Source organism: Curtobacterium phoenicis (genome assembly GCF_047238015.1).
GTDB lineage: Bacteria > Actinomycetota > Actinomycetes > Actinomycetales > Microbacteriaceae > Curtobacterium.
Map to the genome: position 1 here is coordinate 122,383 of NZ_JBDFLZ010000002.1, position 12,385 is coordinate 134,767.

Here is a 12,385-nt window from a genome sequence, read left to right on the forward strand (position 1 = left end):
GGGGTTCTTGACCGCCGACGCCCCGGAACGGTGCCGGGACTACCAGCGGTAGTGGGCGAAGGCCTTGTTCGACTCGGCCATCTTGTGCGTGTCCTCGCGGCGCTTGACCGCGGCACCGAGACCGTTCGACGCGTCGAGGATCTCGTTCATGAGACGCTCGGTCATCGTCTTCTCGCGACGGGCCTTGGCGTAGGAGGTCAGCCAGCGGAGCGCGAGGGTGTTCGCGCGGTGCGGCTTGACCTCGACCGGGACCTGGTAGGTCGAGCCACCGACGCGGCGGCTGCGGACCTCGAGGGTCGGACGGACGTTGTCGAGCGCCTTCTTGAGCGTCGCGACGGCGTCCTGCTGGTTCTTGGCGGCGACGCCTTCGAGTGCACCGTAGACGATGCGCTCAGCGAGGCCCTTCTTGCCGTCCAGCAGGATCTTGTTCACGAGCTGCGAGACGATCGGCGCGCCGTAGACCGGGTCTGCGACGACGGGACGCTTGGGAGCGGGACCCTTACGAGGCATTGACTCAACCCTTCTTCGCGCCGTAGCGGCTGCGCGCCTGCTTACGGTTCTTCACGGCCTGCGTGTCGAGCGCACCGCGGATGATCTTGTAGCGGACACCGGGCAGGTCCTTCACACGACCGCCACGGACGAGCACCATCGAGTGCTCCTGGAGGTTGTGGCCCTCACCGGGGATGTAGGCCGTGACCTCGGTGCCGTTCGAGAGCTTGACACGAGCGACCTTGCGCAGTGCCGAGTTCGGCTTCTTGGGGGTGGTGGTGTAGACGCGGGTGCACACACCACGCTGCTGGGGGTTCGCCTTGAGGGCAGGCGCCTTGGTCTTGGTGACCTTCGGCGTACGACCCTTGCGAACCAGCTGCTGGATAGTAGGCAACTGTTCTCCTGGTTCTTCGCTCGTGCTCTCCGGCCGGCGCGGACCGCCGGCTTCCTCGTCCCACACCGAGGACCGCCTGACGGCGGAGGGGTTCAGTGGGGGACGGAGTGGTCCGGCGACGGCCAGTCGACCGGCCGGACTTTCGGGCGCGCCCGAGGGCGCACACCCGGTAGAGACTACCCGCGGCACCGGTCGAAATCAATCCGGGCGCGTCGCCCTGGAGGCCCGTGGGGACCGCCCTGGGCGAACACCGGTCCGCCAGGTCCCCGCGCGGGCGGCGGGCCGCGTCTCACCGGGTCGAGGTCCGCCCCACCTGGGCGGAGACCCGGCAGGAGCGTCCCGCCCCGGCGGGCAGGACGCGTCGCGCCCGAGGCGGGCTGCCCGCCGGGGGCGACTCGTGCCTCCAGGCCGGACGCTGCCCGTCAGGAACCGGACTCGGAGGTGGTCGGGGCGACCGCGGAACGGAACGTCGCCCCGTCGCTGTCGAACCCCGTGATGTACCCGCTCGCGTTGACGTTCATGGGGCCGGCGGACGCCGTGCCGACGCCCCCTGGACCGGAGATGTCCGCGGTGAAGGTCGCGCGACCGTACGTCGTGGTGGTGACCAACCAGCCGCCGGACGACCACTCCCCGATCGAGACGACCGGACGGGTGCCGAGCGTCCAACGCTCGTTCGTGTACGTGTAGGACGGGTCCTCGCCGTAGGCGTAGAAGCTGCACCCGGACGGCGCCGGGTCGTGCGACGCGATGCAGGTGTCGACCCAGGCATCGACCGCCTTCGTCGCCGCGGTCTTGCCTGCTGAGGTGAGCGTCGCGGTCAGGGCGACGGGGCTCGAGGCGGTGCCACCGAAGCCGCTGACCGTCGCGGTCGCGCTGCCGGATTCGACCCACTTGCCGCCCGCGATCGCGACGTCGTAGGTGCCGGGGAGCGCGGTGAGCGTCGCCGTGCCGTCCTTCGACGTCGTGACGGCCTTCCCGGCGACGCGGAGCGGGGTGCGCGCGGGGCCGCGCACCGACACGTCGACGGCGCCGAGCCGTGGCGGCTGCAGCTGCCAGACCGGGAACACGCCCCAGTCCTCGCCGGTCTTGCTCAGCTCGAACGTCGCGGGGACGTCCTGACCTCCCTGACGGAGTGCGGTCGTGACCGCGGCGCTGTCACCGCTCGTCCGGACAGCGGTGATGCGGTAGCCCGTCAACCGCTGCTCGGCCTTCGCGTACGCGGCGTCGGTCAGCAGGACGTCGCCCTTCGCGTGCTCGATGCCGGCCGCCTCCAGCGCCGCCGCGGCCTTGCCCGCGACGAGGTCGTCGAGGAAGGCACGGACCGGGCGGTCGGCCGCGTGCGTGCTCATGCCGTTCGCGTAGCCGATGCCGCCGCCCACCACGAGGAGGACGAGCGCAGCGGCGCCCGCGACGATTCCGATGAGCGCACCTCGACGCATGCGGCGACGCGGACGTCGGGGAGCAGCGTCTCCCTCGCCCCGGACGGCGTCGACGGGCGGGACCGCTCCCCAGCCGTGGTCGTGGTCGGTCATCCTGCCCCCGGTCGCCGCGCGTGGTCGTCGCACGACGCGGTTCGCGGTGTGGCGTCGTGCGGGGCGATCCTACCGCGGACCGCCGTCACCCCCGCGGGCGTCCGGGGCCGGAACGGACCTGCCACCGGGGCTGTCCTGGGCCGGTGCGGCCGTGCTGCCGGGGCCGTTCGTCGCTCGTTCCTGGTGCCGGAGCACGGCGATCCCGCCGACGACGCAGAGGAGCGCGACCACCACCGTCCCGACCACGAAGGGTCCGAGCGCGGAGCCCGCCGGGAAGACGAGGAGTTCCGTGGCGTCACCGCGGACGAGCGCGTAGCCGACGGCTCCGACGCCGAGCATCACGAGGTACGAGGTGGCGGCCGCGACGAGGCCCGTGACGCCGGGGTTGCCCTCGCGGGCTCCGACGGCGGTGGCGAGGAACACCACGATCGCGACGGAGACCACCATCGCGGGGCCCAGGTACGGGGTCGCGTCGGGCTGGGTGATCGGCTCGACGTCGGCGAGGAGCGCCTCGAAGCCGGACACCGCGACGACGAGCGCGATGAAGAGCACGGACGTCATCGTCGCGATCAGCCACCGGGACATGCAGCGATCGTATCGCCGGGGCCGGTGGCGCGGGCGGGGGCCGCGGGGTTCGGCTGGGCGAGTCGGCTCCGCGGGCCGCCCCGGGGTCAGGCGTGCTCGGGTTGCTCGGGTGCGTTCTCCTGCTGCTCCCGCTGAGCTGCTGCCACCAGCGCGAGCGCGATCGTCGCGGTGATCACCGGGACGGTCTCGGTCATCGGGGCCGGGGCCGCGGGCGCGTCGGCCGGGGCGTCGGCTCGCGCGGCGTCGTGCTCGGCGGTCCGGACACCCGCTCCGGCGGTCGACTCGGTGGAGTCGTCGTGGTCGCGCAGGGCGGGACCGACGACCGGCAGGACCGCTGTCGTGGTCGGCGGCTCGACGAGGACATGGGCCGTCGTCGCCTCCACGGGCTCACCGCGCTTCGCCGCACGGCGCGTGCGCAGCATCTTCGCGAGCACCACCACGGCGACGATCGCCCAGATGCCGTTGACGATGAGCGACGGGATCGCGCGGTGTGCTCCGACGTTGACGGCGATCGCGAGTCCGCCGACGAGGTTGAGCAGCTGGTAGACCGGGCCGTTCGGCAGCTTGCCGGTCGAGAAGAGGATGTAACCAGCCAAGACGGTTACGGCTCCGAACCAGCCGAGGAACTCCACGATTCCGTTCAACACGCGCGACTCCGGGCACGACGAGGAGCAGCCCACGAGCGGGGCCGTCCGAGAGGGGGGTGATCAGCCACGATCGCGGCGTCGGGAGCATCGTACGCAGACGGGGACCCCCGACGGAAGAGGGTGTGGCGTGGCGCGTCACACCCCAGTCCGCGGGGGTCTTGGGGGCTGTCAGCCGTTCGTTGGGTCGGGCGTGGCAGCCGCTGAGGTCCCTCCCGCGGCATGTACGACATAGACGTACCCCGAAAGCGACCACGACTGGCTCGGCCCCTTCGCCTCTCCGGCGGTCTGCGACAGCGTGTCGACCAGGAACAGCCGATCACTGTGCTGCATCCGCTTGGTGAAGTCGAGTGCCTGCGCCCAACTCGCGGCGTCGACCGCGACGCTCACTGGGATCAGGTCGAAGGTACTCGACGTGATTTGGCCGTTCTGGTACGGCTGGGGCGCTGCCGGTGTGGATGGCGCAGACGGAGTCGCGGCCGGTGCCGGAGCCGACGAGGGCGAAGGCGTTGAGGACGATGCCGCGGGTGCTGCTCCGCTGGTCGCGGTGGTCTGGCCCGCCGGCGCGTACGCCTGCGCGGTGCCGAACGTCAGCGACGTCATCGTGACGCCGGCGCCCGTGACGGCGGCCTGCACCTCGCGAGTGAAGCCAGCGGTGTCAGCGGTTGCCGGAACAGACCTCCGGAGCGCTGCCAGCTCGGCCTTCGAACGGCCCAGCTCCCGGAACTCGGCCTCGAGCTTCCGCAGGACGTCACGATTGCCGGCGTTCGTGGCTTCGATCGAGCCGCGCTGGGCGTCCGCCGCGGAGGCGGAGGCGAGTTGCGGCTGCACGCCGACGAACCAGCCGCCGGCGATCAGGACCACCGCAGCGAGTGCTGCACCGATGAGGGAGAGCTTCTGCCGGTCCATGTCAATCCCCCTTCTCGGAGACGTACGCCTTGTCGAAGGCCTTCGAGTCGAGATCGAGGGTGATCTGTCCAGAGTAGGTCCCGCTGTCGCTGGCACTCGCGATGTTGGTGATCCGAGCGCCTGCGTAGCCCTGCACGGTCGTCAGACGATCGGAGAGATCGGGGACTGACGGCACGGACGCACTGCTGATCGTGATGTCCAGCGTTGCGACACGGCTCGGTGCGAGCGGTTCGGTCGACTGCACGAAGCCCTTGACGGGATCCATCGACGTGATCGTGAGGCCCGTGACCGTCGTCCCGGCCGGCAGCGCGTCGGCAAGCGATCCGAGAACCTCGCTCCAGTCGATCTGGGCGGAGCCGCCGACAGCTTGGGCTGCCTTCAAGAGCTCGGTGTCCCGTTGGACGGCCCGCACATCATTGAAGCGGAGCTGCTGCTGGAGGACCGATGCACCGTCGGACTGGGCTTGGGCGAGGTCGGATCGAGCACGGACGCCTTCCGTCGTCGCTGCACCGACCCCGAGGAGCACGACCGCACCCACCACGATGACGGCGAGCCACGCACGCCGTGAGACGGCAGCGGCACGCTGCTCCGAGTGCACCTCGGACGGGAGGAGGTCGACCCGTGGTTCTCCGCCGACGGTCTGGACCGGGCCCCGGACGGGGCGCTTGGGTCGACGCGCCTGTGTCGCGTCATCGACGTTGTCTCGATCGGGCGTGGGGCCGCCTCCTCGTCGGCGATCGATCCGAACGCGCACTCCACGGGCACGTCGGCGGTCGTCGACGACGTTGACCTCGATGTTGCTCATACTGCTCGACTCCCCACCGCGAGGCCGTAGGCGACCGACACTGACTCACCGTGGGCCGCGAGGTCATCTGGGTCGATGGACCGTGAAAGGACCGCCCCAGCGAAGACGTCTCCGTGTTCGACCGGCAGACGCGTTGTCTGCGCCAGGGCGTTGCCGAATCCCTTCATTAGAGCGCCGCCACCGGTCAGGACGACGCGCCGCACCGACTGATCCGGCCGGGTGTTCGCGAAGTAGTTGATCGTGTTCCGCAAGCTCGAGAGGAGTTCGTCGACCGCCTCCCTCGTCGCGGCGATCGCGCGGGCGTCGTCCGGTGTCTTGGCGCCTTGCTCGACCCCGAACCACTGCTTGACGGCTTCGGCCTCGTCCAGCGGGATGTCGAGCCGCCCGCTCAGCGTCCGCGTGATGTCGTTCCCGCCCGTCGGGATGATCCGGACGAACTGCGGGGTGCCCTCCGTGAGGATCACGACGCTCGTGGTGTCCGCACCCAGTCCGATGAGCGCGACGGTGCCCGGCGTCCGTCGCCGCGTGACGAGTGTCCGGCTCAGTGCGAACGGGATGAGGTCGACCCCCACCGGCCTCAGCCCGGCCAACTGCACAGCGCGGACGTTCGCCAGGACGGCGTCCTTGACCGCAGCGATGAGCAGGCCGGACACGACCGGCCCGTTGTCCCCCACGCTCTCGGATGTCGGGTAGAAGTCGAGGATGGCGTCGCCGACGGGAACCGGCAGCATGTCCTGGACCTGGAAGGGGAGGGTCTCGCGCATCTGTGCCCACGGCACGCGCGGGACCGTGAGGTCACGGGCGAGCACACGCTGGTTGCCCATGCCGAGCACGACTCGGCGTGTGCGGAAGCGTCCTGTCCGCCAGAGTGTCCGGAGCGCCTGGGCGACGGTGTTCGGCTCAAGGACCTCGCCTCGACTGATCGCCCCCTCCGGTGCGGCGACCTCAGCGACGCGAAGGACCGACGGTTGCGGCTTGTCGGCATCCGCGACCTCCACGGCACGGATGGACGTGCCAGTGAGGTCGAGACCGACGATGCTCTTCGCCATGTTCGTCTGCTTTCGATGGAGGGGTCAGGCCGTGCCGAGGACCGCGGTGTACGCCGTCCAGACGGGCGTACCGAAGAACACACCGATCCAGGCTCCGGCGAGCATGGCAGGACCGAAGGGCACACCGCCGCGCCACCGAACCCGGCCGGTGATGAGGAGGACGACCGCGAAGATACCTCCGACCACGAAGGCTCCGAAAGCGCCCACTGCGAGGGGTCCCCATCCGAGGTACGCCAGGACGAGGCCGAGGATCACGGCGAGTTTCACGTCACCCAACCCCATCCCGCCCGGTACTGCCACGGCGAGGAGGAGGTAGAAGAGACCGAGGCCTGCGGCTCCGAGGACGCCGCGCGACAGGGCCCCCCAATCGCCGCCGAGAGCCGAGGCAATCACGAGGAGCACCACCAGGACGACTGCGGACGGGTACGTGATCGCGTTCGGGAGTCGGTGGACGTCGAGATCGATCAGCGTGAGCGCGACGCTGATCGCCATGAGGTACAGCAACGCGACCGTGACTGTCAGGTTGACCGCGGCGTCTCCGTCGGTCACGACGCGCGCACGGAGGACGCTCCACACGACCAGCGCGAACAGGACACCCGTCGCCGCCTCGACCGCCGGGTAACGGGCCGGGATGCGGACCCCGCAGTCCCGGCAGCGGGCTCGCAGGACGATCCACGAGAGAACGGGGACGTTGTCTCGTCTGCGGATCGGGTGCTGGCACGCTGGGCAGGCGCTCGCTGGCCGGACGACGGAGAGGCCAGCCGGCACGCGGTACACGACGACGTTGAGGAACGACCCGATGAGCAAGCCGAACATCGCCGCGAACGACGCGACGAGACCGATCGGTAGAGGGGCGCTCATCGACAGACTCCCGCTGCGGTCTTCGCGCACAGGCCGTTCGCGAGGTACGCCGGCTGTACCTCCACCTGCGTCGTCACCCCGTACGACGTCGAGACCGGTTGGAGGAACTTGGGCGGCGCCGTCGTGAGGAAGCGGCTGTCGTACACGTAGTTCTTCGCGAAGCCCGTCGCGATGGTTCCACCACCGGTCGCCACGATGCCGCGCCAGTTCTGCGCGATCGACCCCTTGACCGTGAGGACGCCGAGCGGCTGCCCGAGGTCGTAGTTCTGGTTCCAGAACGTGCCGGCGTTGCTCGCGATCCCAGCATCTACCTCGAAACTCTCACCGCCCGTCCGCCGGAGGAGTGTCGGGTTGGTACAGGACGTACCTGAGAAGCTCGAGCACTTGGCCGGGTTCCAGACCTCGACCGCATCCTGTCCGACCAGCCCCAGGATGTCCTGGTTCGCGTTCACGTAGGTGACGTTGCCGGTGAGCCAGACCGTCCCCGCGGCGGCGATCGTCATGGCGCCGGAGAATCGACCGGAGACGAAGACGTCGCCGTCGGTGCAGCCGTAGGTGTCCGAGGTGGAACCAGTTCGCCAGTAGGTGTTGTAGTAGGACTGGTACGACCCGCCGTTGATCCACTCTCCTGAGGTCGGGTAGCCCATCCCGTTGCTGTAGTTCGTGCTCGCCGAGGTCGACACGGTGCTCCCGCTCACTGTGACCTTCGTGTTGCAGTAGGTGTTCGTGTAGCCGCTCGGGTAGGAGGTCCCCCAGTAGTTGACGTTCGTCGGACTGTTCGTCTGCGGGACGTCCTGCACGAACACGAGGTTGGACGGCAGGGTCGGTACGGTGGCGCCGGTCGAGCTCTGCAGCGCACTGATCGACCCGCAGAGCGACGCGGCCTTCGCGGTGTCGGACGCCGAACTCGCCCCACTGGCCGAGACGTTGTACTGGGTTGCCCTGGACCACGGCGACTTCACGGTCATCGTGCCGTCTCCGTTGAAGGTGATAGTGGTGGGGCCTGTGTAGAGGCACCCGGGGCGAGGGACGGTGGTGGGCAGGTCGGTGCGGGCCTCCTGGGACATGTTCGAGTTCAGTGCGGGCAGACCGAGGTAAGCCGCCGCTGCCGGCGTTCCGCCGTTGTAGGTCGACGACGCACAACCGCTCGGCCTCGTCACCGTCCCGTCGTGGTCCTCGACCGTTCCGTTGAAGGTCGCGCCGCAGGACGTGAACGTGTCGTTCGTCCGGATGGGACCGTTCAGCACGTCACGAGCGGCGAACTGCACGTACCCGCAGGTGTTCGAGACGCCCGTCTGCCACTGGTAGTTCGACGTGCAGGTCGAACCGGTGATCGACGGCTGCGCTGATTCGTAGTTCGTGAAGTACAGGTAGTTGATGAAGCCGTCGCCCTTGAGGTTCGCGACGAGGGAGCGTGTCGTCGATCCGCTCTTGCCGGTCACCCGGACACGGAGGATGCCCTGCGCGGCGTACAAGGAGTTGTCGACTTCGTAGCGGAACCACTGGTCACTGGTCTTCGGGACACCGACCCAGCCGACGAAGGCCGGATTGGTGGTGCCGTTCGGCCCCAGACCTTGGAAGACGGCCCTCGCGGTGGAGCTGAACTGCGCGTTCGCGGTCGTACCGTAGACGGCGTACCCGTTGTCGTTCGAGATCTTCGACTGGTAATCCGCGAGTCCCGCGTAGGCAGCAGCCGCAGCGTTCTGGTAGTCGCGGTCGTTCGACGACTTCACGGCGCCGGAAGTCGACAGCACCAACAGACCCGCGACGATGAGCATCATGACGGTGCCGAAGATGATGACGTTCGCGAGGACGACCCCGCGATCGTCGTCGCTCGCCCGCCGGAGCATCGACTGCATCGACCGCATCACGGTGTCGCTCCCGCGTTCGAGGTCGTGGCGTAGCCGACGTTGAAGAGGTAGAGGGTGTTCTGGAGCGTCGTGTTCCCCGGGCGCCCCGCTGTGATCGATCCTGCCTCGATGTTCACGCGGATCGCTCGGACCGAGGCAGGGGTGCTCGCCGGGGTGGGGAGGACGACGCCGGAGCCGTCCAGGTACTCGAAGAGGGGGCGGTTGTCGATCGTCGGGGACGCGATCGGACCGCCGAGGGTGATGGTGCGGGTCGGCGCGGCCGTGAGCGCAGGGAAGGTGTAGTACCCGGTCTGGTCTGCGATGCCGTCCCACTGCTTCTCGAGCAGGAGGCCAGATGTCGAGTCACGGACGAATTCGACCTGGATCGGCTGCTGCGAGGTGGAACCCGACAGGTTGACGTACGCGTAGAAAGCCACGTCGGTCGGTGTTGCACGCTGGATCGCGGTCTGGAACGTCCCGTCCGGCAGCGGCAGGACCGTGGCCGCGTGAACGTACTGCGTCACAGCGTTCATGATGTTCGAGGCTTGTCGCATGCCGGTCTCACTGACCTGGTCGGTGTTCGTCGCCTTGACGGTCGCCGCGAAGAAACCTCCGACCGCCACGATGATGATCGTCGCGACGCTCATCGCCACCAGGAGCTCCACGAGGGTGATCCCGCGGTCATCGCGAGATCGATCCACGACCTGCCGGATCACTTCGTCTGTCCTCTCGGGTCGACCACGACGGTGTAGCCGCCGAGCACCCCGCCGCTCGAGGTCCCCGGCGTCACGTTCTTCACTGAGGCGCCGTTCAGGACGTTGAGGACTGTGCCCGTGATGCTCGAGTAGAACGACACGTTCCATGTGCCGAACGGCAGCGCGAGCGCCTGTGAACCGGACGAGCTGGTCGGGAACTTCAGCGTGTACCCGGCGGTGCAGCCGGGGTCCCCGGCGCCCGCTGTCGTCGCCGTGGTGGCGACGACGTACGTGCTGCTGCTCATACCGCCGACCTGGACCACGCCGGTCATCACCTGGACCGGCGACACGGACGCCGGCTGTCCGGGTGAGGTACCGACCTGGGAAGGCGCGATGCCGACCTGGTCCTGCGCGTTCGGCGTGCTCCAGGCTCCCGGGTTCGGGCTGAGACAGCTCGTCGCTCCGGGAGCGGAGTTGTACGCACCCGCGAACACCGCGTAGTTCCCGAACGGGAAGACGCTGACGGCGGTCTTCGTCGCGGAGGTGACCGTCGGGGTCGTGCCCCACGGCGTGATGACGTCCTGTCCACCGCCGGTCGAGGACAGTGTGGTCGGCATGCTCTGCGGCAGGGTCGCGCTGTAGGTCGAGGCGTACTGAAGCGTCATCGTCGACGCCTGGTCGTACACGAACGGCACGTAGGCGCTCGCTCCCGCGATCACGGTCACCGGCGTCTTCCTCGCTGGCTGCTTCTGGTCCGTGTCGATGCCACCGGTCTCAGTGGCGGTCACTGTGTAGTCACCCTGCTGCACATCGACGGCGATGGCGCACCCCTGTGCGTTCGTCGGGTCTGGCTGCACGGTGAGCTGACCGCCAGCGCCGCCTGCGACGGGAGTGATCGTGATGGCCACCCCGGCGTTCCCCGTACCGGCCGCGGTCTTCACCGAGATGGTGATCGACCCGTTCCCGGGCGACGTCACCGCACTCGACGGCGCGATGGCCGAGGTCATCGTCGTGGAGTAGTTCTGGTTGCGACTCTTCCACGAGACCGTCTCGACGACGCTCTTGTAGGCGAGGTACCCGCCGGACGCGGAGCCACAGGCGTTCGTGGCTCCGGTGCTGTCGACCCAGTTGACGTCGCGGGAGATGGTGTAGGTGACCCCACCGATCGTCTTCGTCGGCACGGGGTCGCCCGGGTTCGCGGGCAGGCTCGTGACCTGCTGGATGCCCGACGCCGTCGCACTGGCTGTCTGACGCAGACCGTCGATGTCCTGCGAGGCGAGCGCGATCGCGGTCGTGCGGCTCCGGCTGTTCTGACTCAGGGTGAGGGCATTGACGATGCCGTAGGCGATGCCGATCGACATGATCGCGAATACCATCATGGCGACCATGACCTCGACGACCGTGAACCCCGCTTCGCGGTCGGCAGGATCTACGGGGCGGAACACCGCGGCGATGCGTCGGATCATGGTCACCTCCTGGTCTGGGCCGTTGCGAGTCGAGCTGGACCTACGTCCGGGCAGGGCAAGCGGAGGTCCGGATGCCCTGCCCGGTCATGACTCAAGTCAGGACGTCACGGCCGTGCACTGCGACGGCTTCGTACCCGTGACGCCACCCGACTCGGTGGCGTAGTAGGCGCTCCCTGCAGCGCTCCAGCCGGCCACGCAGAAGGTCGTCGCGGTGATGTACTGGTAGTAGAGCGTCTTGGTGTTGCTCGACAGCGTCATGCCTGCAGCCGCCCAGTCCGGGTCGCTGCCGGTCGCGGGCAGCGCAGTCCAGCTCGTGCTGGTCGTGGGGAGAGCACCCTTGTTCGTCTGGACGCTGACGACCGCGGTCTTGAGGTTGGAGACGTCGGATTGCGTCGCCGAGTTCTTGGCGTTGTTCTGCACGCCGAGGTACACGGGGATGGCGATCGCGGCGAGGATGCCGATGATGATCACGACGACGAGGAGCTCGATCAGGGTGAAGCCCCGGTCGTCCTGGTCACGGAGGCGGTTCCGACGCTCCTCGAGCGTCGCAAGTGCGGTGAAGGTCATTGCCTCTGCCTCTCGGATGGTCAGGAGATCGTGCACGCGGTGCTCGTCACACCGGACGTGGAGGTCGCGTAGAAGGTGGATCCGCCGCTGCTGACGCCGATGATGCAGAAGTCCCCGTTGGTGCCGACCGGGCCGTAGTTGAGCGACGTGGTGTTGGAGCTGATCGTGGCGCCGGCGTTGGCGAAGCCGGTCGGGAAGCTGCCGCTCGAGGCCACGGCTGAGGAGAACTTCGCCGGGAGCGAGCCACCGCTGGTCTGCAGGCTCACGACAGCCGTCTTGAGGTTCGTGACGTCGGACTGCGTCGCGGAGTTCTTCGCGTTGTTCTGCACGCCCAAGTAGACCGGGATGGCGATCGCCGCGAGGATACCGATGATGATGACGACCACCAGGAGCTCGATCAGGGTGAATCCCTTTTCATTCTCAGCAGTGATCGCATTGCGGCGAGCATTCAGCTTGCCCATGAGACGGAAGTACATTGTTGTCGTTCCTTCGGAATGGTTCAGGAGGATGGGTGGGCTGCGCTCGCGCCGCCGACTGAA

General features: G+C 68.5%; 14 protein-coding genes. All 14 read right to left on the minus strand.

Annotated features, from left to right (window positions below; genetic code table 11):
• Positions 1–39: 39 nt before the first annotated feature.
• The 14 genes from rpsG to ABC270_RS00705 all read right to left on the minus strand — a co-directional run bounded on the left by rpsG (position 40) and on the right by ABC270_RS00705 (position 12,322).
• Complete coding sequence (rpsG, locus tag ABC270_RS00640; protein ID WP_058724694.1) at positions 40–510, minus strand: 30S ribosomal protein S7; 471 nt, start codon at positions 508–510, stop codon at positions 40–42.
• A gap of 4 nt (positions 511–514) precedes the next feature.
• Positions 515–883, minus strand: coding sequence for a 30S ribosomal protein S12 (gene rpsL / locus ABC270_RS00645; RefSeq protein WP_017885540.1), 369 nt, complete (start codon positions 881–883; stop codon positions 515–517).
• Between the two features lie 422 nt (positions 884–1,305).
• Positions 1,306–2,415, minus strand: a complete 1,110-nt coding sequence (locus ABC270_RS00650; protein ID WP_412879005.1) for a hypothetical protein — start codon at positions 2,413–2,415, stop codon at positions 1,306–1,308.
• Between the two features lie 69 nt (positions 2,416–2,484).
• Positions 2,485–3,000, minus strand: a complete 516-nt coding sequence (locus ABC270_RS00655; protein WP_412879006.1) for a DUF6121 family protein — start codon at positions 2,998–3,000, stop codon at positions 2,485–2,487.
• A gap of 86 nt (positions 3,001–3,086) precedes the next feature.
• A complete protein-coding gene (locus ABC270_RS00660; protein WP_412879007.1) occupies positions 3,087–3,647 on the minus strand; it encodes a CBU_0592 family membrane protein in 561 nt (186 codons plus the stop codon).
• A gap of 168 nt (positions 3,648–3,815) precedes the next feature.
• A complete protein-coding gene (locus ABC270_RS00665) occupies positions 3,816–4,553 on the minus strand; it encodes a hypothetical protein (RefSeq protein ID WP_412879008.1) in 738 nt (245 codons plus the stop codon).
• A 1-nt stretch (position 4,554) separates the two neighbouring features.
• Entirely contained in the window at positions 4,555–5,151 is a 597-nt protein-coding gene (locus ABC270_RS00670) for a hypothetical protein (RefSeq protein WP_412879009.1), read from the minus strand.
• Positions 5,152–5,354: 203 nt separating this feature from the next.
• Positions 5,355–6,407 carry a type IV pilus assembly protein PilM gene (gene pilM / locus ABC270_RS00675; protein WP_412879010.1) on the minus strand — a complete coding sequence of 351 codons (1,053 nt, stop codon included), beginning with the start codon at positions 6,405–6,407 and terminating at the stop codon, positions 5,355–5,357.
• Positions 6,408–6,431: 24 nt separating this feature from the next.
• On the minus strand, positions 6,432–7,268 hold the full coding sequence (locus ABC270_RS00680; protein ID WP_412879011.1) for a prepilin peptidase: 837 nt from the start codon (positions 7,266–7,268) through the stop codon (positions 6,432–6,434).
• Positions 7,265–9,127: a hypothetical protein gene (locus ABC270_RS00685; RefSeq protein WP_412879012.1), complete on the minus strand. Its 1,863-nt coding sequence runs from the start codon at positions 9,125–9,127 to the stop codon at positions 7,265–7,267. The genes ABC270_RS00680 and ABC270_RS00685 overlap by 4 nt, the downstream gene beginning before the upstream one ends.
• A gap of 8 nt (positions 9,128–9,135) precedes the next feature.
• Positions 9,136–9,834: a PulJ/GspJ family protein gene (locus tag ABC270_RS00690; protein ID WP_412879013.1), complete on the minus strand. Its 699-nt coding sequence runs from the start codon at positions 9,832–9,834 to the stop codon at positions 9,136–9,138.
• Entirely contained in the window at positions 9,831–11,279 is a 1,449-nt protein-coding gene (locus ABC270_RS00695; RefSeq protein WP_412879014.1) for a prepilin-type N-terminal cleavage/methylation domain-containing protein, read from the minus strand. Before ABC270_RS00695 ends, ABC270_RS00690 begins: the two co-directional genes overlap by 4 nt.
• Before the next feature lie 96 nt (positions 11,280–11,375).
• Positions 11,376–11,846: a type II secretion system protein gene (locus tag ABC270_RS00700; protein ID WP_412879015.1), complete on the minus strand. Its 471-nt coding sequence runs from the start codon at positions 11,844–11,846 to the stop codon at positions 11,376–11,378.
• Between the two features lie 20 nt (positions 11,847–11,866).
• Positions 11,867–12,322, minus strand: a complete 456-nt coding sequence (locus ABC270_RS00705) for a type II secretion system protein (RefSeq protein ID WP_412879016.1) — start codon at positions 12,320–12,322, stop codon at positions 11,867–11,869.
• Positions 12,323–12,385: the final 63 nt, after the last annotated feature.